The organism is Agromyces humatus (genome assembly GCF_021228295.1).
Taxonomy (GTDB): Bacteria; Actinomycetota; Actinomycetes; order Actinomycetales; family Microbacteriaceae; genus Agromyces; species Agromyces humatus.
Map to the genome: position 1 here is coordinate 1 of NZ_JAJQPD010000005.1, position 25,454 is coordinate 25,454.

Annotated in this window: 21 protein-coding genes, 1 tRNA gene and 1 other RNA gene; 5 read left to right on the forward strand and 18 right to left on the reverse strand. The window is 69.7% G+C overall.

The genetic code is table 11. The annotated features are described in order from the left end of the window. Nucleotides 1-361 precede the first annotated feature (361 nt). On the forward strand, nucleotides 362-658 hold the full coding sequence (locus LSF15_RS09405; protein ID WP_232498274.1) for a GIY-YIG nuclease family protein: 297 nt from the start codon (nucleotides 362-364) through the stop codon (nucleotides 656-658). Between the two features lie 187 nt (nucleotides 659-845). On the opposite strand, the gene LSF15_RS09410 is transcribed toward LSF15_RS09405, so the two are convergent. The 10 genes from LSF15_RS09410 to LSF15_RS09455 form a co-directional block, all read right to left on the reverse strand. Then, complete coding sequence (locus LSF15_RS09410) at nucleotides 846-1,751, reverse strand: carbohydrate ABC transporter permease (RefSeq protein WP_232498275.1); 906 nt, start codon at nucleotides 1,749-1,751, stop codon at nucleotides 846-848. Then, nucleotides 1,748-2,668 carry a carbohydrate ABC transporter permease gene (locus LSF15_RS09415; RefSeq protein WP_232498276.1) on the reverse strand — a complete coding sequence of 307 codons (921 nt, stop codon included), beginning with the start codon at nucleotides 2,666-2,668 and terminating at the stop codon, nucleotides 1,748-1,750. The genes LSF15_RS09410 and LSF15_RS09415 overlap by 4 nt, the downstream gene beginning before the upstream one ends. 2 nt (nucleotides 2,669-2,670) lie before the next feature. Beyond that, nucleotides 2,671-3,972, reverse strand: coding sequence for an ABC transporter substrate-binding protein (locus LSF15_RS09420; protein WP_232498277.1), 1,302 nt, complete (start codon nucleotides 3,970-3,972; stop codon nucleotides 2,671-2,673). Between the two features lie 425 nt (nucleotides 3,973-4,397). Next, nucleotides 4,398-6,134: an amylo-alpha-1,6-glucosidase gene (locus tag LSF15_RS09425; RefSeq protein ID WP_232498278.1), complete on the reverse strand. Its 1,737-nt coding sequence runs from the start codon at nucleotides 6,132-6,134 to the stop codon at nucleotides 4,398-4,400. Continuing rightward, nucleotides 6,131-7,081 carry a carbohydrate ABC transporter permease gene (locus LSF15_RS09430; protein WP_232498279.1) on the reverse strand — a complete coding sequence of 317 codons (951 nt, stop codon included), beginning with the start codon at nucleotides 7,079-7,081 and terminating at the stop codon, nucleotides 6,131-6,133. Before LSF15_RS09430 ends, LSF15_RS09425 begins: the two co-directional genes overlap by 4 nt. After that, nucleotides 7,078-8,049 carry a carbohydrate ABC transporter permease gene (locus LSF15_RS09435; RefSeq protein ID WP_232498280.1) on the reverse strand — a complete coding sequence of 324 codons (972 nt, stop codon included), beginning with the start codon at nucleotides 8,047-8,049 and terminating at the stop codon, nucleotides 7,078-7,080. Before LSF15_RS09435 ends, LSF15_RS09430 begins: the two co-directional genes overlap by 4 nt. A 7-nt stretch (nucleotides 8,050-8,056) precedes the next feature. After that, a complete protein-coding gene (locus LSF15_RS09440) occupies nucleotides 8,057-9,295 on the reverse strand; it encodes an ABC transporter substrate-binding protein (protein WP_232498281.1) in 1,239 nt (412 codons plus the stop codon). A 179-nt stretch (nucleotides 9,296-9,474) separates the two neighbouring features. Continuing rightward, nucleotides 9,475-10,089: an SGNH/GDSL hydrolase family protein gene (locus LSF15_RS09445; protein ID WP_269756343.1), complete on the reverse strand. Its 615-nt coding sequence runs from the start codon at nucleotides 10,087-10,089 to the stop codon at nucleotides 9,475-9,477. Nucleotides 10,090-10,214: 125 nt separating this feature from the next. Further along, nucleotides 10,215-11,279 (reverse strand): aspartate-semialdehyde dehydrogenase, encoded by a 1,065-nt coding sequence (locus tag LSF15_RS09450; protein ID WP_232498283.1) that lies wholly within the window; start codon nucleotides 11,277-11,279, stop codon nucleotides 10,215-10,217. Between the two features lie 207 nt (nucleotides 11,280-11,486). Beyond that, a complete protein-coding gene (locus LSF15_RS09455; RefSeq protein WP_232498284.1) occupies nucleotides 11,487-12,761 on the reverse strand; it encodes an aspartate kinase in 1,275 nt (424 codons plus the stop codon). Between the two features lie 182 nt (nucleotides 12,762-12,943). Here LSF15_RS09455 and LSF15_RS09460 point away from each other — a divergent pair, with 182 nt between their 5' ends. Continuing rightward, nucleotides 12,944-13,459: a hypothetical protein gene (locus LSF15_RS09460; protein ID WP_232498285.1), complete on the forward strand. Its 516-nt coding sequence runs from the start codon at nucleotides 12,944-12,946 to the stop codon at nucleotides 13,457-13,459. Nucleotides 13,460-13,640: 181 nt separating this feature from the next. On the opposite strand, the gene LSF15_RS09465 is transcribed toward LSF15_RS09460, so the two are convergent. The 3 genes from LSF15_RS09465 to LSF15_RS09475 form a co-directional block, all read right to left on the reverse strand. Beyond that, the gene (locus tag LSF15_RS09465; protein ID WP_232498286.1) at nucleotides 13,641-14,006 is read right to left on the reverse strand and encodes a YybH family protein; all 366 of its coding nucleotides are present in this window, start codon (nucleotides 14,004-14,006) and stop codon (nucleotides 13,641-13,643) included. Nucleotides 14,007-14,415: 409 nt separating this feature from the next. Then, nucleotides 14,416-15,012, reverse strand: a complete 597-nt coding sequence (gene recR, locus LSF15_RS09470; RefSeq protein ID WP_232498287.1) for a recombination mediator RecR — start codon at nucleotides 15,010-15,012, stop codon at nucleotides 14,416-14,418. Nucleotides 15,013-15,015: 3 nt separating this feature from the next. Continuing rightward, nucleotides 15,016-17,325: a DNA polymerase III subunit gamma and tau gene (locus LSF15_RS09475; RefSeq protein ID WP_232498288.1), complete on the reverse strand. Its 2,310-nt coding sequence runs from the start codon at nucleotides 17,323-17,325 to the stop codon at nucleotides 15,016-15,018. Nucleotides 17,326-17,401: 76 nt separating this feature from the next. Here LSF15_RS09475 and LSF15_RS09480 point away from each other — a divergent pair, with 76 nt between their 5' ends. Then, nucleotides 17,402-17,776, forward strand: a complete 375-nt coding sequence (locus tag LSF15_RS09480) for a TraR/DksA family transcriptional regulator (RefSeq protein ID WP_232498289.1) — start codon at nucleotides 17,402-17,404, stop codon at nucleotides 17,774-17,776. Nucleotides 17,777-17,914: 138 nt separating this feature from the next. Here LSF15_RS09480 and LSF15_RS09485 read toward each other — a convergent pair whose 3' ends face one another. The 5 genes from LSF15_RS09485 to ffs form a co-directional block, all read right to left on the reverse strand. After that, nucleotides 17,915-19,369, reverse strand: coding sequence for an MFS transporter (locus LSF15_RS09485; RefSeq protein WP_232498290.1), 1,455 nt, complete (start codon nucleotides 19,367-19,369; stop codon nucleotides 17,915-17,917). Continuing rightward, nucleotides 19,366-20,157, reverse strand: coding sequence for a helix-turn-helix domain-containing protein (locus tag LSF15_RS09490; RefSeq protein WP_232498291.1), 792 nt, complete (start codon nucleotides 20,155-20,157; stop codon nucleotides 19,366-19,368). The genes LSF15_RS09485 and LSF15_RS09490 overlap by 4 nt, the downstream gene beginning before the upstream one ends. 327 nt (nucleotides 20,158-20,484) lie before the next feature. After that, nucleotides 20,485-21,711: an acetate/propionate family kinase gene (locus LSF15_RS09495; protein ID WP_232498292.1), complete on the reverse strand. Its 1,227-nt coding sequence runs from the start codon at nucleotides 21,709-21,711 to the stop codon at nucleotides 20,485-20,487. Continuing rightward, a complete protein-coding gene (gene pta / locus LSF15_RS09500; protein WP_232498293.1) occupies nucleotides 21,708-23,930 on the reverse strand; it encodes a phosphate acetyltransferase in 2,223 nt (740 codons plus the stop codon). The genes LSF15_RS09495 and pta overlap by 4 nt, the downstream gene beginning before the upstream one ends. Nucleotides 23,931-24,114: 184 nt before the next feature. After that, an RNA gene (gene ffs / locus LSF15_RS09505) (signal recognition particle sRNA small type) lies at nucleotides 24,115-24,211 on the reverse strand. 144 nt (nucleotides 24,212-24,355) lie between these two features. On the opposite strand from ffs, the gene LSF15_RS09510 reads away from it, so the two are divergent. Together LSF15_RS09510 and LSF15_RS09515 are read left to right on the forward strand one after the other, a co-directional pair. Next, nucleotides 24,356-24,443 (forward strand) — tRNA-Ser (locus LSF15_RS09510). A gap of 488 nt (nucleotides 24,444-24,931) precedes the next feature. Next, a complete protein-coding gene (locus tag LSF15_RS09515) occupies nucleotides 24,932-25,453 on the forward strand; it encodes a hypothetical protein (protein ID WP_232498294.1) in 522 nt (173 codons plus the stop codon). Nucleotide 25,454 lies beyond the last annotated feature (1 nt).

A 25,454-nucleotide genomic window follows, 5' to 3' on the forward strand; every position in this document is an offset into this window, starting at 1 on the left:
TATCGAGACCACGCCCCCGTAAGCGCAGGCCTCGATACGGCGCTGGCGCGCCAACTCGACCGACGAACAACCCCGCCGGTCGAGAAGCGACGAAGGAGCGTATCGAGACCACGCCCCCGTAAGCGCAGGCCTCGATACGGCGCTGGCGCGCCAACTCGACCGACGAACAACCCCGCCGGTCGAGAAGCGACGAAGGAGCATATCGAGACCACGCCCCCATAAGCGCAGGCCTCGACACGGCGCTGGCGCGCCAACTCGACCGACGAGCAACTCGTCCTCACCAGTGAAGCGGTGTCAGGTGTTGTCCGGCAATGCCCGTGATGCGGCATCCGCGCCGCCGCAAGCGGCCCACAATCAACCGATGGCGCATCTCTACATACTGCGCTGCCGCGATGGCTCGTTCTACGTCGGCAGCACGATCGATCTCGATCGCCGCATCGCACAGCACGCACACGGCGAAGGAGCCGCGTACACCCGCCGGCGACTGCCGGTCGTGTTGGTCTACCACCAACAGTTCGACCGCATCGAGCAGGCGTATTCGGCCGAGAAGCAGGTGCAGAACTGGAGTCGGGCGAAGCGCATCGCACTCATTGAAGGGCGGTTCGAGCTGCTGCCGTCGTTGGCGAAGAAGCGGTTCGGGCGCCCGTTGGTCGAGTAGCGGGCGACCTCTCGTCGGTCGAGTAGTGGCGGAGGCCGCGTATCGAGACCATCCGCGGGTCTCGATACGGCGCTGGCGCGCCTACTCGACCGACGGCGGGAGGTCTCGATACGGCGCTGGCGCGCCTACTCGACCGACGGGCAGGGTCTCGATACGGCGCTGGCGCGCCTACTCGACCAACGGCGGGTCACCCCTTGACCGCACCGCCGAGCAGGCCCGACACGAACTGCTTCTGAAACACCAGGAACAGCAGCATGAGCGGCAGGGTCGCGAGCAGCGACCCGAGCATGAGCCCCGAGTAGTCCACGCGCGACATGCCGATCATGGTGTTGAGCGCCACGGGCACCGTGTACTGGTCTTCGGTGTTCAGCATCAGCAGCGGCCAGATGAACGCGTTCCACTGGCTGATGAACGTGTAGATCACGAGCGCGGCGATCTGCGGGCGCGCCACGGGCAGCACGATGCGGTAGAACGTGCGCAGCTCATTCGCCCCGTCGATGCGCGCCGCCTCGATGAGCGACACGGGGAAATCAAGGAATCCCTGTCGCATGAGGAAGATTCCGAACGCGTTGGCGAGGAACGGCAGGATGACGGCCTGGTACGTGTCGATCCATCCGACGCTCGCCATCATCTGGAACAGGGGCACGAGCAGCACCTGCATCGGGATCATCATCGTGACGAGCACGACACCGAGCAGCACCCCGCGTCCGCGGAACCGATACGTCGCGAGCCCGTACCCGCACATGATGCTCACGATCGAGCTGAACACGGTGTAGACGACCGCGATCGCCAAGCTGTTGAACATCACGCGGCTGAAGTTCACCGACTCCTGCAGCCGCGCCAGGTTCTCCCAGAGCTCGCCGCCCGGCAGCATCGGCAGCGGCGTGCCGAACAGGTCGGAGGTCTGGTGCGTCGACGCGATGACCATCCACGCGAACGGCAGGATCGAGATCACGCTCGCGATCGCGAGCGCCAGATACACCGGTGAGCGCAGGATGCCGCGTTGCAGCGCCGGCCCGCGGCCGGCAGGCGCCGGTTCACGGGCATCGGATGTCGCGGGGTTGACCGATGCCAGGGCGGACGTCGCGGTCACGGCTTCTCCCTCATGAGTCGGAACTGCACGATCGCGATGATCGCGGTGATGACGACGAGCAGCCACGCGATCGCCGAGGCGTAGCCGAAGTCGAACTGGCGGAACCCGACCTTGTACAGGTACAGCACGGGCGTGAGCGTCGCATCGTTCGGTCCGCCCTCGGTGAGGATGAAGTTCTCGTCGAAGAGCTGCAGCGCCCCGATGGTCGAGGTCACCGTGGTGAAGATCAGCACGGGCCGCAACTGCGGGATGACGATCTTTGTGAAGATCTGCCAGCGGCCGGCGCCGTCGATGCGGGCGGCCTCGTAGAGCTCGGCCGGAATCGACTGGAGTCCCGCGAGGATGATGACCATGTTGTAGCCGGTCCAGCGCCAGGTGATCGCACCGATCAGCGCGATGCGCGCCCACCACTCGTTGTTGAGCCAGTCGATCGGTGCCACGCCCACGAAGGCGAGCAACTGGTTGACCGCTCCCCCGTCGGTGGCGAGCATGACCCGGAACACGACGGCGTAGGCCACGAGCGTGGTGACGGCCGGCAGGAAGGTGAAGAGCCGGAACCCCGACCGGAATCGAAGCCACGACTGGTTGAGCAGGTACGCGAGCCCCAGGGCCAGCCCGATCATGAGCGGCACCTGGATCACGAGGATGATGCCCGCGTTCAGCAGGCTCTTGCCGACGAGCGGGTCCTTGAAGAGTCGCGCGTACTGCTCGAGGCCGACCCAGGTCGACACGCCGCCCGAAGTGGCGAAGAAGCTCTGCCAGAGCGACGACAGCAGCGGGTAGGTGAAGAAGACGATGAGCAGCGCGACCGCGGGAAGCACGAACCACGCGCCCGGGCGCTGGAGCCTTCGCCCCAGCGCCCGGCGCCGCGTGGCCGGCTTCGCCGCCGCTCGTGCGGCTGTGGCGGTGGTGGCCATGACTACTCGGCGATCTCGCGCCCGGTCGCGGTGGCGATCTGGTCGGCCGCGTCCTGCAGCGTGGTCGCCGGGTCGGCGCCGTTCAGCACGGCTGCCACGACCGCGTTCGCCACGATGTCGCTCGCCTCGGCGTTGTCGGTCGTGAAGGTGATCGCCGGGATGCTCGCGGTCTGCTCGGCGAACAGCTCGTAGACGGGCTGGCCGCCGAAGTACTCGAGCGGCTCCTGGAAGTACGCGTCCTGCAGGGCCGGGAGGTACGACGGGAACAGGCCCTCGGTCGCCATCATCGACGCCTGGTTGTCGGCGTCGGCGAGCGCGTAGTCGACGAACGCGGCGGCGAGCTGGGGGTTCTTCGCCTGGGCGGGCACCGCGAGCCCCGAGCCGCCGTTGTTCGACGTGCGGGCGCCGCCCTGCTCGAAGGCGGGCAGCTCGGTGACGCCGTACGTGCCGGCGTGCTCGGGAGCGTCACCCTGCAGTGTTCCGATCCACCACACGGCCTCGACGGTCGCCGCCGAGTCGCCGTCCTTCGCGGAGCTCACGCGGCCGTCCCAGCCCTTGACGTTCTTCAGGAGCCCCTTCTCGTTCATCGTCTGCAGCAGGGTGAGCGCGTCGACCGCCTCGGGCGAGGTGATCGTGATGTCGCCGGCGTCATCGAAGAGGCCGATCCCCTGCTGCTGGAGGAGCATCTGGAAGGTGCCGCCGGTCGAGATGTCAGCCGAGAGCAGGGTGTGCCCGGTCTTCGCCTTGATGGTCTCACCGGCCGCGACGAGGTCGTCCCAGGTCTCGATCGACGACGGGTCGACGCTCGCCGCATCGAAGTAGTCGGCGCGGAAGAACAGGCCGACCGTGCCCGAGTCCCACGGCGCGACCTTGAGCGCGCCGTCGGCGTCGGACTGCGCCGACCACTTGAACGGGTCGAAGTCGGCTTCGGCATCACCGAGCACCGGTGTGAGGTCGACGAGCCCCGTCGGGAACTCGTTGATGTACCCGGGCGCGCGATCGGTCTCGACCGTGACCACGTCGGGCAGTCCGCTGCCGGCCTGCAGCCCGACCGAGAGCTTGTCGTAGGCGTTGTCGTAGCCGACGTCGACCACGTTGACGGTGGTGTCGGGGTGCTCGGCCTCGAACTCGTCGCCCAGGCGGTCGAGCGCCGTTGCCGCGACATCCCACGACCACACGGTGATCTCGCCCGACACCTTGGCGTCGGGGTCGAGCACGACGGCGCTCGGGGCGCCGGCGCCCATGGTGCAGCCCGAGAAGAGGGCGAGTGCGGCCACGGGGACGAGCAGGGTGCGCGCTTTCAAGGTGACTCCTTTGTCGTGTTTGTGTTCGGTATTTTGTATACAGCATACGTGATCGGATGCCCCTCGGTCGAGTAGCACCGAAGGCGCGTATCCACCCCGTCGGTCGAGTAGCACCGAAGGCGCGTATCGAGACCACGCCGTCGGTCGAGTAGCACCGAAGGCGCGTATCGAGACCACGCCGTCGGTCGAGTAGCACCGAAGGCGCGTATCGAGACCTGCACCGGCGAGGGGTCTCGATACGGCGCTGGCGCGCCTACTCGACCGACGAAGGGGGTCTCGATACGGCGCTGGCGCGCCTACTCGACCGACGAAGGGGGTCTCGATACGGCGCTGGCGCGCCTACTCGACCGACGAAGGAGGTCTCGATACGGCGCTGGCGCGCCTACTCGACCGACGAAGGAGGTCTCGATACGGCGCTGGCGCGCCTATTCGACCGGGGGGCTCGAGAGCCCCACCGCGAGGTCGACGAACAGCGCCGCCGACCAGCCGAACGCCGTGGTGGCGGTCGCCGCCTTCTGGCCCGTGATCGGGTTGAAGTACTCGTGCGGCCCGCCGCCGTGCATGACGAGGGCGACCGTGCGCTCGGCAAGGTCGAGGGCGAGCCCCGCGCGCCCCGACGCGCGCAGGCCCGCGACGATGAGCGCATTCGTGTTCACCCACACGGGCCCGCGCCACATGTGCTCGGGAGAGAAGTCGGCATCGCCGACCGCAACCGTCGGCACCGCCCACGCGGCACCGAAGCGACGCGGATCCGCGAGCGCGGCCACGAGCCGGTCGACGATCGGTTCGGGAAGGTGCCCGGTGAGCAACGGCATCAGTCCGACGACCGTGTCGCTCACGACGTCGACGCCGGCGGCGCGAGCCCGGAACAGCCCGCGTTCGTCGTCCCACAGATCGAGGAGCAGCCCGAGCGTTCGCTCGGCGCGCGAGCGATGTGCTGCGGCATCCGCATCGCCGAATCGTTCCGCGAATCGCGCGAGCTCGAGATCCTGCAGCACGAGGTACGCGCCGAGGTCGGGCGCCGTCGTCGGCAGCGGGCCGTCGAAGATGGGGCTGTCGTCGAGCCCCGACGAGTACGGATGACCGTACTCGGGCATGCCGTCGCCGTCGAGGTCGGACGCCGCGAACCACCAGTCCTGCGAACGGCGGATCCTCGCGAGCTGCTCGCGCGCCCAGTCGTCGGCGGGCTCGATCTCGAGCACCTTCGCGAGCGCCCACGCGGCGAGGGGCGGCTTGGTCAGCGGCACGGGCGCCGAGGGGTCGGCGATCGCCGAGCCGGCGCGCCGCAGGGTCTCGCGGTCGCTCGGCGGCAGGTCGTCGCTCGTCGCCAGCACCCCGTGCTCGTGCACGACATCGGGCAGCTGCCCGTCGTCGCTCGGGAACCGGAACGCGAGCTCGAGCTGCTCGCGAGCGAGCTCGGGGTCGCCGTGCCGCAGGCCGACCGCGATGAAGTAGGCATCCCACTGCCAGAGCCCGACGTACCCGATCTTCGAGGGCACGACGGCACGTGCATGCCCGAGCGCCGGCAACTCGACGATGTTGGCGCCGAGCACCCACCAGCAGAATGCCGTCATCGACTGCAGGTCGCGGCGCACTCGCGGGCAGCGCTCGAACCAGTCGAGCCAGATCGTCTCGGTTGCCGCGAGGTCCGCGGGATGCGTGACGGATGCCGCGTGCTGAACGTTGCGGTCGGCGCCGATGTCGAGGCGCGCCGCGGTGGTCTCGTCGTCGAGCGCGATTCGGGTGAGCGCGCCGTCGGGCGTCGTCCACTCGATCGACATCCCGTCGGTCGAGTAGGCGCGCAGCGCCGTATCGAGGCCTTGCCCGTCGGTGGTCTCGATACGCTCGCTGGCGCTCGCTACTCGACCGACAGTGAGGGCATGCGGCCCGGCGAACGTCAGTCCGATGCCGCCGCCGAACTCGATCACGTGCGGCAGCACCGCCGTGATCGGCAGTGCCGCCCCGTCGCGATCGCGCACGACGAGCGTGTCGAGCACCCGGCACTCGGCGAGCGACCGCTCGTACTCCGCCGTGTGCACGCGCACGCCGTCGCCCTCGCGGAAGACGAGGACACGCGAGCGGGGCAGGGTGAACGGCGCCCGCACGAGGTCGAGGTGCTCGCCCGCGAGCGCGGCGAGGGCAGCGGCATCCGTCACCGTCATCGTCCGCCGAGGCCCGACGCGGCCATGCTGTTCAGGATTCGGCGCTGGCCGATGATGAAGGCGATCAGCATCGGGATCGTCGCGACCGCCGACGCCGCCATCACGAGCCCGTAGTTGATCGCACCGAACTGCCCGCGGAAGCTCGACAGCAGCAGCGGCACGGTGAACAGGTCGGGCGTGTTCAGCAGCACGAGCGGGAACAGGAAGCTGTTCCACACGTCGAGGGCCACGATGATGCTGAGCGCCCCCAGACCCGGCTTCAGGTTCGGCAGGATGACGCTCCAGAAGATGCGCCACCGACCGGCACCGTCGACGATCGCGGCCTCCTCGAGCTCCTTCGGCAGCGACATGACGAACTGGCGCATCAGGAACACCGCGAACGGGTTCACGAGCATCGCCGGCACGATGAGCGACAGGTGCGAATCGACCCAGCCGAACTGCGCCATCAGCAGGTAGAACGGAATCAGCGTCACCTGCTTCGGAATCATCTGCGTCGCGAGGAACACGATGAAGATCACCCGGCTGCCGCGGAACTTGATGCGCGCGAACGCGTACCCCGCCATCGAGGCGGTGAGCAGGGTGCCGACGACCGCGAGCACGGCGATGTAGATGCTGTTGAAGTAGGCCTGCGCGAAGGGCGCCGCGTTCCAGGCCTCGACGTAGTTGTCGAGGGTCCATGGCGCGGGCCAGAAGCTCAGCGGATCCTGCAACAGCTGCGGCAGCGTCTTGAACGACGTGATGAGCATCCACACGAACGGGAACACCATCGCGGCACCCGCCACGATGAGGGCGACGTGCAGCAGGGTGGAGCTCAGGCGACGGCGCCCGCGCCCGGCACGTGCGCTGCCCGGGCGCACCTCGAGGTCGGGCGCGACGATCGCGATCGTCGAGTCGGTCGGCGCGTCGCGCACGCCATCGGTGAGTCGGGTCATCCGCTGGTCGCTCATGCTGCGTCGTCCTCGTAGTGCACGAATCTCTTCTGGGCGCCGAATTGGATGCCGGTGATCACGAGCGTGAGCAGCAGCAGGATCACCGAAGCCGCGCTCGCCGGACCGAACTCGAAGCGCCCGAATCCGAGGTCGTAGATGTGGTAGACGATCGTGCGGGTCGCGTTGTCGGGCCCGGCGTCGGCCGTGAGGATGAAGACGGTGTCGAAGGTCTGCAGCGACGAGATGAAGGCCACGATCGACGAGAAGAAGATGATCGGCGACAGCAGGGGCATGCGGATGCTCCAGAACAGCCGCAGCGGGCCGGCGCCGTCGATGCGGGCGGCCTCGATCACGGACGGCGAGATGTTCTGCAGGCCGGCGAGGAAGATGATGACATTCAAGCCGAGCGCCGACCAGATCGTGACGATGCACACGGCGAGGAGCGCGAGGCGCGGGTCGCCGAGCCAGTCGGGCGGTGCGATGCCGAAGATCTTCGCGATGGTGTCGCTCAGCACGCCGTCGACCCGGAACATCTGCTGCCAGATCATCGCGACCGCGATGGTCGACGTGACCACGGGGGCGAAGAACAGAATCAGGTACAGCGTGCGCGTCTTGAGCTTCTCGAGCGCGACGGCGATGACCACCGCGAGGCCGAGCCCGATCGGCACGGTGATGATCGCGATGAGCAGGGTGTTGACGATCGACCGCAGCAGCAGTTCGTCCTGCAGCTGGGCGGTGAAGTTCTCGAAGCCGACCCAGGTGAGCTCGGTGAGGCCGTTCCATTCGGCGAAGGCCAGCACCATGCTGGCGATGAACGGCACGAGCACGAACACGGCCATGCCGACCACCTGCGGGGCGATGAAGATGTAGCCCCAACTGCGGTCGCGGCGCCGCCAGGCGGACTCCTTTCGGAGTCCGCCCGGCGCGCGGCCCGCGGAGGGTGACGCTGCCGCCGCAGCGCCGGCGTCAACCGTGGTCGCGGTCATGCTCTCGTCACTCGCCCGTGTTCTCGGCGATCAGGTCGGCGACCGCGTCGAGCGTGCCCTGCGCGTCGGACTTGCCCTGGTACAGACCGAGGAACAACTCGCTGATGTCGCCCGAAAGGCCCGGTACGCGCGCCTCGGAGGGGTAGTTGGCGAAGCCGATGTCGCGCATGTCGAGGAACGTCTGCGCGTGCGCAGGGTACCCGGCGTCGAGCACGACCTCGTCGGCGCCCTGGATCGACGGCACCGCGTTGCCGGCGCCTTCGAGGCGGAACGTCTGGCCCTCGGCCGAGAGGAACTCGGTCCAGAACGTGAACGCGGCATCGGATGCATCGGTGTTGGCGTCGATCGCGAGGTACGAGGCCGCGACACCCGTGGGCGCTTCCGCGCCGTCGGGCGTCGGCCAGCGCACGATGTCGTAGTCGTCCTGCACGCCGGCGCTCTCGAGCGTGCCGATCGTGTAGCGGCCCTGCGAGAAGAAGCCCGCCTGGTGCGTGACGAACAGGCTGTCTGCCCCGGCGCCCTCGGGCAGCACGTCGGCGACGACGAACGTGCCGTCCTGGAAGTAGCTGCCGAGGGTGTCGACGGCGTCGACCGTGGTCGCGTCGGAGTTGCCGACGAACTCCCCGGAATCGTCGTAGGCGGTGCCGCCCTGCGACGAGATCCAGCTGTAGTGGGTGGCCCAGTAATTCCAGAACATCGACCCGGTGAGGCCGGCCGCAGCCAGCTTGTCGTTCATCTCGAGGAACTTGTCGGTCGTCCACTCGCCGCTCTCGGCGAGGGTCGCGGGGTCTTCGGTGATGCCGGCCGCGGCGAGGGCCTGCTTGTCGTAGAAGAAGACGTCGGGGTTCGAGTCGTTCGGTGCGGCGTAGACCTCACCCTCGGACTCGGCGGCGCCGAACAGGCCGGGGAAGAAGTCGTCGGGCTTCGTCTGGCTCGCGTCGGACTCCATGAGCTCGGTCAGCGGCATCAGTCGACCGGAATCGACGAACTGGCCGAGCATGTCGTCGCCGACGTAGAAGACATCGGGAGCGGTGTTGCTCGTGAGCTGGGCGAGCAGCTTCGAGTGATAGTCGGAGTAGCTCGCGACGGGCTGCAGTTCGACCGTGATGTCGGGGTGTCGCTTCATGAACTCGTCGTTGAACTCCTCGAAACGTGTGAGCTCCTCGGGTGTTCCCCAGGTCGACCAGACGACCGTGTCGCTGTCGGATCCACCTCCTCCCGCGCTGCATGCTGCCAGACCGATCATCAGGGCGCTCGCGGCTCCAACCGCGAGTAGGCGCCTCATCTTCGAGTTCGCGCGGGGCATTCCGCCACCTCTTTCGTCATTGCAGGGGCCCGGCCCGAGGGTGGGCTCAGGGAATCACTCGCTCGTATTCTGTATACAAAACGCAGAAACGTCAAGTCCCCCAGCCGATCATGGCCGCGTCACAGCCCGAGCCGCTCGAGCTCCTCGTCCATGCGACGGGCGATCTCGGCGTAGCCGTCGTCGTTCGGGTGGATGGTGTCAGCGGACATCCACTCGGGATGCCCCTCGATCCACCGCGATGCCCCGTCGATGTGGTCGGCCCCGACCCCTGCGGCACCCGCTTCGACCCACCCGATGATCTGCGCGACCGACTCGGGCCGTTCATCCTGGTACCAGAACGGCTCGACGACGACGAGCCGGGCATCGGGCAGCTCCGCCCGAAAACGCGCGAAGTCGGCCTCGATCGCGGACTCGATGTCGCCCGCGTCGGTCGGCAACGCGAAGTTGTCGTTGAGCCCCATCGTGACGATCACGACGTCGGGTTCGGGCTCGTGATCGACGATCTGGTCGACGAGGTCGTTGCCCGCGAGAAAGGCGCGGTTGGTCACGAATCCGATCCCGTCGACGCTCGGGTTGAACTCGAACCAGCCCCGCTCGGCGCTCACGATCGTCGACCAGCGCCGCTCGGGTGAGCTCGCCCCGGTGCCGCGGGTGTACGAGTCGCCGTAGAACGCGACGACGACCTGGCCTGCGGAGGGCGATGCCGCCTGCCCCGGCGCCGAGGTCACCGGCATCGTGCATGCGCTCAGCGCGAGGCATCCGATCGTGACGCATCCGATCGCGGCGACTATCGCCGCTGTTCGCCGGATGCCTCGAACGGACACGGACCTGGGCGGGGTCTCGAGACGGCCCTTCGGGCCTACTCGACCGCCGAGAGCGTCGGCAGTTTCGCCGCGACGAGCTCGGCGATCTGCACGGCGTTCAGGGCCGCGCCCTTGCGCAGGTTGTCGTTCGAGACGAAGAGCACGAGGCCCTTGCCGTCGGCGGCCGACTGGTCTTGGCGAATACGGCCGACGTAGCTCGGGTCGTTGCCCGCGGCCTGCAACGGCGTGGGCACGTCGGAGAGCTCGACGCCCGGGGCATCCGACAGCAGTTCGGTGGCACGTTCTGGGGTGATCGGGTTCGCGAACTCGGCGTGGATCGACAGCGAATGCCCCGTGAACACCGGCACGCGCACGCACGTGCCCGCGACCCGCAGACCCGGCAGCTCGAGGATCTTGCGGCTCTCGTTGCGCAGCTTCTTCTCTTCGTCGGTCTCGAGCTCGCCGTCGTCGACGATCGAGCCGGCGAGCGGGATCACGTCGAACGCGATCGGCCGCGGGAACTTCACGGGGTCGGGGAACGTGACGGATGACCCGTCGTGCAGCAGCCCGATCGTGTCCTGCTCGATGGCGGCACGCGCCTGCTCGAGCAGCTCTTCGCCGCCCGCGAGGCCCGCGCCCGAGACCGCCTGGTACGTCGAGACCATGAGGCGCTCGAGGCCGGCCTCGTCGTGCAGCACCTTCAGCACGGGCATGGCCGCCATCGTGGTGCAGTTCGGGTTGGCGATGATGCCCTTGCGCGCCTCGTCGATGGCGTGCGGGTTGACCTCGCTGACCACGAGCGGCACGTCGGGGTCCATGCGCCAGCCGCTCGAGTTGTCGATGACGGTGACGCCTGCAGCGGCGAAGCGCGGCGCCTGCGCCTTCGAGGTCGTGGCGCCGGCCGAGAAGATCGCGATGTCGAGGCCCGCGGGGTCGGCGGTCGCGGCGTCTTCGACGACGATGTCGTCTCCCTTCCACGGCAGCGTCGAGCCGGCCGAGCGGGCGCTCGCGAAGTAGCGGATGCTCGCCACCGGGAAGTCGCGCTCCTCGAGCAGCTTGCGCACGACCGCGCCGACCTGTCCGGTCGCGCCGACGACGCCGATGTTCACTCCGTTGGCCATGGTGTCTTCCTCACTTCTCGGGCGCATGAGGCCCGCACGTCATCTTCCAGTTTGCAGGACATTCGCCGATTGACAGGACGTCTGGGCGCCCAAGTGTCCTGCAAAGGCAGGAATGTCCTGTAAACCGGCAGGGGCTCGACGGCCGGGGCTCGACGGCCGGGGCTCGACGGCAGGGACTCGACGGCCGGGGCTCGACGGCCGGGGCGCTCAGCGACCGGTGCCGCCGTGCACGACCGCATCGTCGTCGCCGTCGAGGTCGAACGCGGTGTGCACCGCGCGCGCGGCGGCGTGCACGCTGTCGGCACGCGTGACGACCGAGATGCGGATCTCGCTCGTCGAGATCATCTCGATGTTGATGCCCGCGTCGTAGAGCGCCTCGAACAGGCCCGCCGACACGCCCGTCGCCGAGCGCATCGCGTTGCCGACGAGCGAGAGCTTGCCGATCTGGTCGTCGTACTGCAGCGACAGGAACCCGATCGCGTCCTGCGCACCCGCGAGGGCGGTGAGGGCCTTCTCGCCCTCGGTCTTCGGCAGCGTGAACGAGATGTCGGTGCGGCCGGTCGACGCGGCCGACACGTTCTGCACGATCATGTCGACGTTCGCGTTCGTGTTGGCGACGATCTTGAAGATCTTCGCGGCGACGCCAGGCTTGTCGGGCACCCCGACGACCGTGATCTTGGCCTCGGAGAGGTCGACGGCGACACCGGCGATGACGGACTCTTCCACAGCTGCTCCTTCGGGAAGACGCGAGGGGTCGTAGACGATCGTCCCCTCGTTGTTGTTGAACGACGAACGCACGTGCAGGGTGACGCCGTGCCGGCGTGCGAACTCGACGGCGCGAATATGCAGGACCTTGGCACCGGATGACGCGAGCTCGAGCATCTCTTCGGAGGTGATGCGATCGAGCTTGCGAGCCTTCTTGACCACGCGCGGGTCTGACGTGAACACCCCGTCGACGTCGGTGTAGATCTCGCACACGTCGGCCTCGAGCGCCGCCGCGAGCGCGACCGCGGTCGTGTCGCTGCCGCCGCGGCCGAGGGTCGTGATGTCACGGGTGTCGCGGTTGAAGCCCTGGAAGCCCGCGACGATGACGATCGCGCCGTCGTCGAGCGCCTCTCGCAGTCGCACCGGGGTGACATCGACGATGCGCGCGGCACCGTGCGTGGCATCCGTGATCATGCCCGCCTGGCTGCCCGTGAAACTGCGCGCCTCGTGCCCCATGCTCTTGATGGCCATGGCGAGCAGCGCCATCGAGATGCGCTCGCCCGCGGAGAGCAGCATGTCGAGCTCGCGCGGCGCCGGAAGCGGCGTGACCTCGTTGGCGAGGTCGAGCAGCTCGTCGGTGGTGTCGCCCATCGCCGACACCGCGACGACCACGTCGTTGCCCGCCTTGCGGGTCTCGACGATGCGCTTGGCGACCCGCTTGATGCTCTCAGCGTCTGAGACGGACGACCCGCCGAACTTCTGCACGATCAAGCTCACGTGGTCTCCTGGGGATGGATTGCACGCGCCGGTTCGGAGACCGGCGCCGAAAGTCCAATCATACGGCGGGGCGCATGCGGCGCCCTTCATGTGACGCCTGGGGTCGGCGCGGGCGAACGGGGTACGGATGCCTCGTGGCCGGGCCCGCGCGGCGGCGGCCGGTGCGGCGCTAGAGTGCGGACATGGCCGACGTGATCGAAGGCTGGAGCGAGTTCAACGTGGCGATGCTCGGCGCCACCGCAGCGCTCGCCGGGCTGCTCATCGTGGCGATGTCGGTGAACATCGCCGAGATCATGAAGGCGGCCACGCTGCCTTCGCGGGCCGCAGCCGCGATCGCGACGCTCGTGGTCGCCATCGTCGCGACCGCGCTCGGGCTCGTGCCGAGCCAGCCGCACTGGCTGTACGGTGCCGAGGTGCTCGCGGCCACCCTCGTCGCCGTTGGGCTCGAGGTGCATGCGATCCGCACGATCCTCGGCGAGCCGGGAACGACCGGCGGGGCGCGCATCGCGAAATCGGTGGTCGGAATCCTGCCGCTCGCCGCGTTCGCCATCGGTGCGGTACTGCTGATCGTGGGCGGCACCGGCAGCGGGCTCGCCCTCGTCGCAGCCGGCCTCGCGTTCCTCGCCGCGGGTTCGGTGCTCGCGGTCGTGACGGCGATCCTGTACGCGTGGATCGTGCTGGTCGAGGTTCTGCGCTGACGCTGTCGCTGTCGCCCCCAGCGGTCTCGCACCCGCGGCGCGCGGTCGCGACATCCGCCGCCGATATTCCGAGACGAAGGGATGCCGCGACCAGACGACCCGTCAGCGCAGGTCGACCCGTCAGCACAGGTCGACCCGTCAGCGCAGGTCGACGTTGCTGTCGGGCGCGCCCGACACGCGCTCAGCGCGGGCGGGGCATGTACCACTCGGTGTACTCGGTCGCCCGGCCGCTGGGGTCGAGTCGGATGACCCAGAGGTTCAGGTAGTCCTTCCCGGCGGGGTACTCGGTGCGACCCTGCACGATGACGAAGTTGCCCGACGGCGTCTCGTCTTCGTGCAGGAGCCTCCAGTCGAAGGCCCACGTGCCCGGGTCGTCGAGGTCCTCGAGCCATCCCGCGACGATCGCCTCGCGGCCACGCCGCGGCTGCGCGTCGGGAGAAGTCAGGTACACGGCGTCGTCGGTGAACAGCGCCCCGATCTGCTTGGGATCATTCGACTCCCATGCGGCCACGTACCCCGCCACCCATTTCGCGCCCGCGCTCACCATGTCCCCGTTCTAGTGCCGCCGCCCGAGTGCGTCAAGCGCCGCCGGCGCACCGAACTGCCGCTGCCGCGCTCCGAGCATCGGACGTCAGCGAGCGTAGCGAGACCCGCAAGTGCCCAAGTACCGGAGTGCCGGAGCGCCCAAGTGCCCAAGTGCCCAAGTGCCCAAGTGCCCAAGTGCCCAGCATCGACGACCCACCACCGGCCACCACTCGCCCGAGTCTCCGCGCACTGCAGGATGAGAGGCTCGCGACATCCTCGGAGCTCGGTCGCGCCGCTCTGGTCCTGTACAACCGGCGCGGCCTGGCAGCCGCGCGACGGGCACCGTTGGCGGGGTCATCCGGCGGCCCCGGCCGAGGGACTCGGCCCCGGGCCCAGCCACCGGCCTCCGCCGGCGGCCTCCGCAGACGGGGTCAGCCGACGACGCGGCGCCCCTCGAAGGCGCGTCCGAGGGTGACTTCGTCGGCGTACTCGAGGTCGCCGCCGACGGGCAGGCCCGAAGCGAGGCGAGTCACGCGGATCTCGAGGGTGGTCAGCAGTCGGCTGAGATAGGTGGCCGTGGCTTCGCCCTCGAGGTTCGGGTCGGTCGCGATGATGACCTCGGTGACGGTGCCGTCGGCGAGGCGCTGCATGAGCTGGCGGATGCGAAGCTCGTCGGGTCCGATGCCGTCGATCGGGCTGATCGCGCCGCCGAGCACGTGGTATAGGCCACGGAACTCGCGCGTGCGCTCGATCGCGACGACGTCTTTCGCCTCCTCGACCACGCAGATCGAAGTGGGATCGCGTCGTGGGTCGCGGCAGATCGAACACGTCGACTGCTCGGACACGTTGCCGCAGATCTCACAGAACCGCACCTTGTCGCGGATCTGCAGCAGGATCTCGGCGAGCCGGCTCACGTCGAAGTGCTCGGTCTGCACGATGTGGAATGCGATGCGTTGCGCCGACTTCGGACCGATGCCGGGCAGGCGCCCCAACTCATCGATCAGTTCCTGGACGATGCCTTCGTACACGGGCTAGCCACGCTCCCCGAAGCCGGCGCGGGCCGGCGGTGCCTCGGTCTCTTCGATGAACGTTGCGCCGAGCACCTCGCGCACGACCGCCTCGCCGTAGCGCTGGATGCCGCCGTCGGTCGCCGCAGGCGCGGCGGGGGCGCGGCGACGCTTCGAGGTCGCGGTCTTCGTCGCGGCCGCAGGGGCACTCGTCGGCACGGATGCCTCGGCTACGACCTCGGGCTCGGGACCCGGGTCGAACGGCGGCTCGATGTCTTCCGGAGGTGCCGCACTCTCGTCGAACGGCGGTGCGTCGTCGGCCGCATCGGGCACGGTTGCACGCTCGGCGACCATCGTCGTCGTGCGCGCATGCGAAACGGCCCCGGCTTCTGCCTCGGGAACGGGGTCGGTCGGGATCGCGACGGTCGCCCACGAGTCGACCGGTCCGGCGGGCGTGATCGGGGCAGGTGCCGTCTGAGCGGGCGGATCGACCGGCTGCGACGATGCGCGAGGAACCGACGACGCCGAGTCGGAACCGGGCGCCGGCGACGCCGAGTCGGAACCGGGCGCCCGTGGCGCCGCGGCTGCCGGAGCCCGCTCGGGCCCGCCGCCGGCGAGGGGCGCGCTCGCCTGCGGCGCCCCCGCGGACTCGTCGGCGCCGGGACTCGGCGTGGCGTTCGCGCCGATGACCCGCGGGAGGAACTTGACCGTCACGCCGAGCACGTCGTGGATCGCCGTGCGAAGAAGCTCGGCGGAGTTCTGGCTGCCGGTGCCCGCGCGGAGCCCCTGCACCTCACTCGGGCTCGTGAAGCCGAGCACGAGCACGTCGCCTTCGGTGCGGTACTCGAGAACCTGGGCCGAGAGTGCCGCCATCCACGCGGTGCGCTTGGTGCGCTGCAGCGCCGCGAGCACCTCGGGCCATGCGTCGCGGATCTGCTGGAGGGTCACCGGGCCGACCGAACGAGCAGGCGCAGGTCGAGGCGTCGGCGCAGCCGGCTCCCCCGCCGGTCGAGGCGTCGGCGCAGCAGCCGGCTCCCCCGCCGGTCGAGGCGTCGGCGCAGCCGGCTCCCCCGCCGGTCGAGTCGTCGACGCAGCCGGCTCCCCCGCCGGTCGCTCCGCGGCTGCGCGGCCGGCGTCGGGCGTGGCGGCTCGACCGGCGGCGAACTCGCCCCCGGCGACGCGCCGCTCGAGCTGCTCGACCCGAGCGAGCGCTCCGCGCTCGGTGTCATCGGCGCCCGGCACGAGCACGCGCGCGAGCATGAGCTCGAGGTGCAGGCGCGGCGAGGTGGCACCGGTCATCTCGGTGAGGGTCTGGTTGACGAGGTCTGCCACACGGGAAAGCTCGGCGGAGCCGAATGCGCCGGCCTGCACGGCCATGCGGGCGAGCTCGTCTTCGGGCACGCCGCGCAGTACGGCCGCGGCCGCCGCGGGCGACGAGGCCGCAACGACGATGAGGTCGCGCAGTCGCTCGAGCAGGTCTTCGACGAATCGCCGCGGGTCTTGCCCCGTCTGCACCACGCGGTCGGCCGCGGCGAACGCGCCGGCCGCATCGCGCGCCCCGATGGCGTCGACGACCTCGTCGAGCAGCGCGCCGTGGGTGTAGCCAAGCAGCGCCACCGCCCGCTCGTAGTCGATGGTCGTGCCCTCGGACCCGGCCATGAGCTGGTCGAGCAGCGACAGCGTGTCACGCGGTGAGCCGCCGCCCGCCCGCACGACGAGCGCGAGCACCCCGGGCTCGACCGTGATGCCCTCTTCGGCGCACAGCTGCTGCACGTACTCGAGCATCGGCGCGGGCGGCACCAGCCGGAACGGGTAGTGGTGCGTGCGCGAACGGATGGTGCCGAGCACCTTGTCGGGCTCGGTCGTCGCGAAGATGAACTTCACGTGCTCGGGCGGCTCTTCGACGATCTTGAGCAGCGCGTTGAACCCGCCCGAGGTCACCATGTGCGCCTCGTCGATGATGAAGATCTTGTATCGATCGCGTGCCGGCGCGAAGATCGCCCGCTCGCGCAGGTCGCGCGCGTCGTCGACGCCACCGTGGCTCGCCGCGTCGATCTCGACCACGTCGAGCGACCCGCCCCCACCCCGCGACAGCTCGACGCAGCTGGGGCACACGCCGCATGGAGCATCGGTAGGCCCCTCGACGCAGTTCAGGCAGCGCGCGAGAATGCGCGCTGATGTGGTCTTTCCGCACCCGCGCGGACCACTGAACAGGTACGCGTGATTGACGCGATCGGTGCGGAGCGCCGTCATCAGCGGCTCCGTCACCTGGGACTGGCCGATCATCTCGGCGAACGTCTCTGGCCGGTAGCGGCGATACAGGGCGGTGACCACGCATCAATCGTAGTTGCCGCGTCTGACACGGCAGCCGATGCCGCGGGGCGTACGATGCTCGGACGGAAGGAGCGTGATGACGGTGACGAAGATGACTCCGGCGCAGCTCGAACGGTTCACGGCTCGACTGCTCGCCGAGCGAGCGGACGCCGAGGCGCGGCACGTCGAGTTCGACGACGCGATGACCGAGGTGCGCGCCGCCCGCGCAGGCGCCAATGCCGACGACGAGCACGACCCCGAAGGGCCGACGATGACGCAGGAATGGTCGCAGCGCACCGCCGTGCTCGCGGACGTCGACGGCGAGCTCGCCGACATCGACCGCGCCCTCGCGCGCATCGCCGACGGCACCTACGGGGTGTGCGCCCGCTGCGGCAAGCGCATCGCGGTCGGCCGCCTCGACGCCAGGCCCACCGCGACGCTGTGCATCGACTGCGCGCGCCTCGCGCGCTGAGGAGCCGCACCCGCTCGGCCTCGACCCCGCCCAGCGAGCCGCTCGTCATTCTTCCCGTTCAGGGGATTCTCGCGACACGCCGCGGCGGCAGCCCCTCACGACGGCGCGTCGTCGAAATCCCCTGATCCGGCAACAGCATCAGACCGACGAGGCGGCAGCCCCGCGCGCGGCCGCGAGCCCTGAGAAGGAACGCAGGTAGAGCGGGCTCGACCCGAGCGCGAGGTACAGCAGTCCGCAGGCGACGAGCGTCGGAACGAGCCCCAACTGCTCGGCCGCGAACCCACCGAGGAACGCCCCGAGCGGCATCGTCGCCGCGACCCCGGCCGTCGTGGCGCCGAACACCCGCGCCCGCATGCCGTTCGGGATCAGCCCGTACATCGCCGTGGAGATCATCGGGTTCAGCGCTCCGGCCGCGAGCCCCGACGCGGCGAGCAGTGGCAGCAGCACGGGCACCGGCGCGCCCGCCGCCATCGCCAGGTACGGCGGAGCACCCGCCAGCACGAAGCACGTCGCGAACATCACCCGCCCCGAGAACCGATGGCCCACGACCCCGAACAACGCCGAGCCGGCGAGGGCGCCCGCGGCGAAGCATCCGACCATGAAACCCAGCAGCGCCGGATCGCCGAGCACCTCGGTCGCGTACAGCGGCTTCAGCACCATGACGCCGGCCGCATCGATCGCGTTCGTGAGCGTCACGAGCACCACGATCGCGCGCAGCAGCGGCTGGGTCACGACGAACCTGATGCCGGCGACGAAGCCTCGGCCCGAGGCATCCGTCTGTTCGTGCGCATCGGTGTGCTGCGAATCGGATGCCGCGACCCGGCGTGGCACGAAGCACAGCACCAGCAGCGCCGAGATGAGGAACCCGCCCGCGTCGACGACGAGTGCCGGCATCGGGCCGAGCAACGCGACCAGGACGCCGGCGGCGCCCGCGCCCACCATCATCGCGGTGCGCTGCACGGCCGACTGCGCCCCGGCGGCGCGGGCGATCGGGGTGCGCGCGAGCGCCGCGAGGTCGGGCGTGATCGAGGTCTTCGCGGTGTCGCCCGGCGGGTCGAGCAGGCCGCCGAGGAAGACGAGCGCGAGCAGCGCCCCGAAGGGCAGCCCGACCGTCGCATGCAGCACGGGGATCGCGAGGACCGTGAGGGCGCTCGCGACATCGGCGACGATGCTCGACGCGCGGTAGCCGAAGCGGTCGACGAGGACGCCGCCGAAGGCTCCGCCGATGACGAGCGGCACGGTGGCGAAGACGCCGACCACGCCCGCCGCGAGCGGGGAGCCGGTCTGCGTCAGGGCGATGATCGGGATCGCCACCAGCGCGATCGCGTTGCCGCCGAGCGAGAAGAAGGCCGCGGTGAGGTTCGCGATCAGCGGGAGGCGGCGGCGCGGCGGCCCCGTCGGCGTCGGCGTCGTCGTCGGCGTCGGTCGAGTAGGACGCGCAGCGCCCGTATCGAGACCGCCCGTCACGTCGAGCGCGGGGTCGGATGTCGCGGTGTCGCTCCTCGTGGTGCCGGATGTCGCGGGATCGGATGTCGCGGTGCCGAATGTCGCGGGGCCGGATGTCGCGGTGTCGCTCTTCGTGGTGCCGGTCATGATCCGCTCCTCGGGAACGTGTGCGTGATCCACCGCACCAGGCGCGTGCCCTCGCGGGGCTCGCCCCGGCGCGCCCACCACTTGTCGCGCACCGCGGCCAGGTCGGCGCCGAGCTCGCGGAACTCATCGAGCGTGAGGTGCGCGGCGCCGTCGCTCGAGTCGGACGCCGCGACCCACTCGGGCTCGAGGTCGATCTCGGCGTTCAGCGCGTCGACCAGCTCGTGGTGATACGAGTCGAGCACGGTGCGGCGCATGGCCTCGGCGGCCTCGCGTCGTTCGGGGTCATCGAGGAACTCCTCGCTGCGCACGGTCGTCATCTCGTGCGCGGCCTGCCACCAGCGCTCTCGGCCGTCGCGCTCGTACTCGGGCGCCGGCACGACGAACCCGTGCTTCGCGAGCGTCGAGAGGTGGTAGCTCACCGAACCCGACGCCACGCCCGTCGCCTCGGCCAGCATGCCGACCGACTGCGGGCCGCGGCTGCGCAGCAGCCCCAGGATGCGCAACCGCAGCGGGTGCGCGAGCGCCCGCATGGGTCCGGCGTCGTGCAGGTCGATGGCCCGGCGCTCTGGGGCGTCGCCGGCCTGGGCGTCGCCGGGCTGGGCGTCGCCGGCCTGGGCACCGCTGGCCTGGGCACCGCTCATGTGGGCACCGCTCATGTGGGCACCGCTGGCCTGGGCACCGCCGGCCTGGGCGTCGCTTGTCTGGGCACCGCTCGTCTGGGCGCCGCGGGTCTGGGCACCGCTGGCCTGGGCGTCGCGCGCTTCGCGCGGAGGGGTCGACTCGCTCATGCCCTCATCGTAGTTCTACAAGATTCATTGCACAATACTTCTTGCCCAATAGTTCTTGCCGATGACCGGAGTCGGTGTTCTTGCCGAACCGCGGGCGCTTCTCTTGTCGATGAACCGGGTGCGGATGGCCCACCTCGAGCGCCCTCCCGCCGCCGCCCTCACCCTCCCACCGCAGGACCTTCGAGTCTCCCGAAGGCGTGTCGCGGCGGCGACACGCCGTTGGCAGCCGAAAGTTCCTGCACTGGTGACGTCGGAACCCGCGCCCGGATCCACTCGATCCCATCCACCCCAGCTCGACGGGGCGCGGGCGCGGGCGAAGCCCGCGAGCTACCCGCGGACCACCGCGAGCGTCTGGCGGGCGATCTCGAGCTCTTCGTTCGTGGGCACGACGAGCACCACGACCTCGGAGGCGTCGGACGAGATCACCCGGGCTTCACGCGACCGCACCTCGTTGCGTGCCGCGTCGAGCTCGATGCCGAGGCGCTCGAGTCCGGCGAGCGCGGCGGCGCGCACGGGCGCGGCGTTCTCGCCCACCCCCGCGGTGAACGAGATCACGTCGACTCCGCCGAGCTGGGCGAAGTACGCCCCGACATACGCCTTGAGCCTGTGCACGTACACGTCGAACGCGAGGCTCGCCGCGGCATCGCCCGCCGCTCGCCCCGCGAGCACATCGCGCACGTCGTTGGTGCCGGCGAGCCCGAGCAGGCCACTGCGCTTGTTGAGCAGCGTGTCGAGCGCGTCGAAGTCGTACCCGGCCCGACGGTGCAGGTGCACGAGCACCGCGGGGTCGATGTCGCCCGAGCGCGTGCCCATGACGAGGCCCTCGAGGGGGGTCATCCCCATCGAGGTCTCGACCGACCGGCCGCCGTCGATCGCCGTGATCGACGCGCCGTTGCCGAGGTGCAGCACCAATTGGCGGAGCTCGGCGAGCGGCCGCCCGACGAACAGCGCCGCCTGCTCGGAGACGTACTTGTGCGAGGTGCCGTGGAATCCGTAGCGCCGCACCCGGTACCGCTCGGCGACCTCGGCGTCGATCGCGTAGGTGTACGCGGCCGGCGGCAACGTCTGGTGGAACGCGGTGTCGAACACCGCCACGTGCGGCACGTCGGGGAACACCTGCTCGGCCGCCTCGATGCCCTGCAGGTTCGCAGGGTTGTGCAGCGGCGCGAGCTCGACGAGGTCGGCGATGTTGATCTTCACGAGATCGGTGACGACCGTCGGCTCGAAGAACCGCTTACCGCCGTGCACCACCCGATGCCCCACGGCGACGGGCGGGTGCGAGGAGAGCGACGGCCCGTGCGCCGCGAATGCCTCGAGCATGACCCCGAATGCGGCGACGTGGTCGGGGATCGACAGCTCGCGCTCGGTGATCGACGGCGCGTCGACGCGATCGACCGACGGAACCTCGTCCCACGGGATCGTGTGCACCGCCCGCCCGACCCCTTCGCCGATGCGCTCGATGAGCCCTGAGGCGAGCGTGCGCTCGGTCGCCATCTCGATCAGTTGGTACTTCAGCGACGAAGACCCCGAATTGACGACGAGGATGTCGCTCACGGGGTATCGGCCGCCTGGATCGCGGTGATCGCCACGGTGTTGACGATGTCTTGCACCGTCGCCCCGCGCGAGAGGTCGTTGATGGGCTTGCGCAGTCCCTGCAGCACCGGGCCGATGGCGACCGCGCCCGCCGAGCGCTGCACCGCCTTGTACGTGTTGTTGCCCGTATTCAGATCGGGGAATATGAACACCGTCGCCCGCCCGGCGACGGTCGACTCGGGGAGCTTCGTGCGCGCGACCGCGGCGTCGGCGGCCGCGTCGTACTGGATGGGCCCCTCGACCGCGAGCTCGGGAGCCCGCTCGCGCACGAGCGCCGTCGCCCGGCGTACCTTGTCGACATCGGCCCCCGATCCCGACTCGCCCGTCGAGTACGACAGCATCGCCACGCGCGGCTCGATGCCGAACTGCGCGGCCGTCGCGGCCGACGAGATCGCGATGTCGGCGAGCTGCTCGGCCGTGGGGTCAGGCACGACCGCGCAGTCGCCGTAGACGAGCACCCGGTCGGCGAGCGCCATGAGGAACACGCTCGACACCACGTCGACCTCGGGCACGGTCTTGATGACCTCGAACGCCGGGCGGATGGTGTGCGCGGTGGTGTGCACGGCACCCGACACCATGCCGTCGGCGAGCCCCATGGCGACCATCATGGTGCCGAAGTACGACACGTCCTGCACGGTGTCGCGGGCCTGTTCGAGCGTGATGCCCTTGTGCGCGCGGCGGCGCTGGTACTCGTCGGCGAGGCGGTAGACGAGCACGTGGTCGTGGTTCGAGAGCACCGTCGCCCGCGAGATGTCGAGGCCGAGCCCGATGGCCCTTGCCCGGATCTCGATCTCTTCGCCGAGGATCGTCAGATCGGCGACATCACGTGCGATGAGCGTGGCCGCCGCGCGCAGGATGCGGTCGTCGTACCCCTCGGGGAGCACGATGTGCTTGCGTTCGCGCCGCGCCCGTTCGAGCAGCCCGTACTCGAACATGAGCGGCGTGACGACCTCGGGCCGCGCGATCTCGAGCCGGTCGAGCAGCGCCGCACCGTCGACGTGCTGCTCGAACAGGGCGAGTGCCGTGTCGCGCTTGCGCTGCGATTCGGCCGCGAGCCGACCGCGGGTGTTGCGGATCGCGAGGGCCGTGTCGTAGCTGCCCATCGACGTCTGGATGATCGGCAGGCCCGCCTTGAGCCCCTCGATGAGCCGCTCGATGTGCTCGGAGAGCGGGAACCCGCCGTTCAGCACGATGCCCGAGATCGACGGGAACGTCGCCGACGCGTGCGCAGTCAGTACGCCCAGCAGCACCTCGCTGCGATCGCCCGGCACGATCACGACCGAGCCCTCGATGAGCCGCGGCAGCACGTTCTCCATCGACATCGCGGCGATCACGACACCGAGCGCCTCGCGATCGAGCAGGTCGGGATCGCCCGCGTACAGCTCGCCGTCGACGGCCTGCATGATCGTGCGCATCGAGGGGGCGACGAGGAAGGGATCCTCGGGAATCGCCCAGACGGCGACGGCGCCGTCCTGAGCTTGTCGAAGGGATGACCCTGCCACGCCATCACCCGCGGCCGCACCCGCGCCGACCCGGCTGCCGGCTGCGCCGGCCGGGACATCCCACCGCGCCGCTGCGCGCACCGACTCGACGATCTCATCGAGCCGTTCGGGGTCTGCCCGGTTGACGACGATGCCGAGCACGCTCGCGTGCTCGCGTTCGAGTTCTTCGGCGGCGAGTTCGGTGAGCTGCGCCAGGTCGCCGGGGGTGCGCGCGTCGCTGTGCCCGAGTCGCTCGCTGTGGCCCAGCACCGTGTTCTCGCCGACGCGGCCGCCGAGCACCAGCAGCACGGGCGCGCCCAGGTTCGCCGCGATGCGGGCGTTGAAGGCGAGCTCGGTGGGGGTGCCCACGTCGGTGTAGTCGGATCCGAGGATGACGACCGCGTCGCATCGGTCTTCGACGGCCTTGAACCGGCGCACGATCGTGGCGAGGGCGGCATCGGGGTCGGTGTGCACGTCGTCGTAGCCGACGCCGATCGCCTCGTCGTACGACAGCTCGACCACTGCGTCGTGGGCGAGCAGCAGGTCGAGCACGTAGTCGCGCTCGTCGGTCGACCGCGCCACCGGCCGGAACACGCCCACGCGGGTGGCCCGGCGGGTCAGTGTGTCGAGCGTTCCGAGGGCGACCGTCGACTTGCCGGTATTGCCTTCGGCCGAGCAGATGTAGATGCGGTGGGCCACTCCCCCAGCCTATTGGGCGGCACTCGCCGTGCGGCTGAACGTTCGATGGCCGACGCAGTGCGGGACCACAGTCCGCTCACACACCCCACGGAAGCTCTCGGCCTTCTCATCCTGCATTGTGCTGGGGCAGGGGTGTCCGGGGGGGGTTGCCCGGGCATGAACGCAGCCCCGGTTACCCCGGGCACGAAAAGACTCCCCGCGCACCCGCCAGAGCCCGGTTACCCTTGCTGCGTTTCCGCCCTGGGGGAGTTGGCCTGGATGGCGCCACGCGGGGAGCCGTCATCAATCCTACCTGCTCCGCGGCACCCCTGAGACACCGAGCGGATGTCGCAGCACGAGGCATCCGCTCGCCCGTGAACTGAACGCGGGCCGGAGTCGGGTAGCATTTCATGAGGTCGCGCGCGTGTTCGCATGCCCGCGCCCAAGGAGGATTCGCCTAGTGGCCTATGGCGCACGCTTGGAAAGCGTGTTGGGTGAAAGCCCTCGGGGGTTCGAATCCCCCATCCTCCGCCAGTTCGACATCGTGAACGGCTGAACCCCCGGTTTCGTGGGTTCAGCCGCTTCTTCGTGGGCGGTGGTGGCGGCCGTTCACCGCAGGAATTCGCTCGAATGGCTCTTCGCTGGAGTTCGACCTATGCTGTCCTGAGCCGGGTCGTGAGGGCCCGGGGTGTCGACGAAGACGAAGGCGTTTCGTAGACCCCACGACGCCGGCACAATCTTCTCCACCCATGAGTCCATCGCTCCGCCGCCCAGCGCGCCGCGTCCCGAATCACCTTGGCATCGGCTTCGGCCGAACGCTGTGGGCAAGGACGCAGTTCGCCCTTCCGATCGCGGCGGAAACCCGAGCGCCGGCATCCGTGTCCTCATTAATGCCGAATAGCGCCCGCCTGCTCCCCCGACGCATGATGTGAGGGATGTCGGTTGCAGGGGTGGAAACACGGAGTGGGGACGCAGGGGGCTCCTCCGCTCGAGCAACGGCAGTAAGGGGCGAGGGCCTCAGGGTGGTCACCCTGAGGCCTCGCCGCTCCCTCGGCTGGAGCGTCGGGCTCCCGGTCGCCGCGCTCGCGCTGCCACTGCTCGCGGCCGAGCTGTGGGTGCTCGACCCGAGCGGAGCCTGGCCGATCGTGGCATGGACCGCTGCGGTCATCGCCGCCGTCAGCATCGCCGCGTGGATCGCCTATCGGCGGACGCGGGTGTCGATCAGCCGCTACGGCATCGTCGAGCGGGGCTTCTTCGGTGCCACGACCACGGTCGCCGCGCGCGACATCGACCAGGTGCTGCGCCTGCCGCTCTACCGCGCCAACAGCCTCGAGACCTCACGGGAACTCTTCGTCGTCTGCCGTGGCGGGCGCGGTCGGTTCCGCATGCGCGGCAAGTTCTGGGACCAGCGTTCGATGGATCTCGTCGCGGCGACCCTCGGCGCCGACGAGTCGGTGCGCACCGAACCGGTGACGCTCGCTGAGCTGCGGGCGAGTGATCCGAAACTGCTCTACTGGTTCGAGCGGCGCACACTCAGCGCCTGAA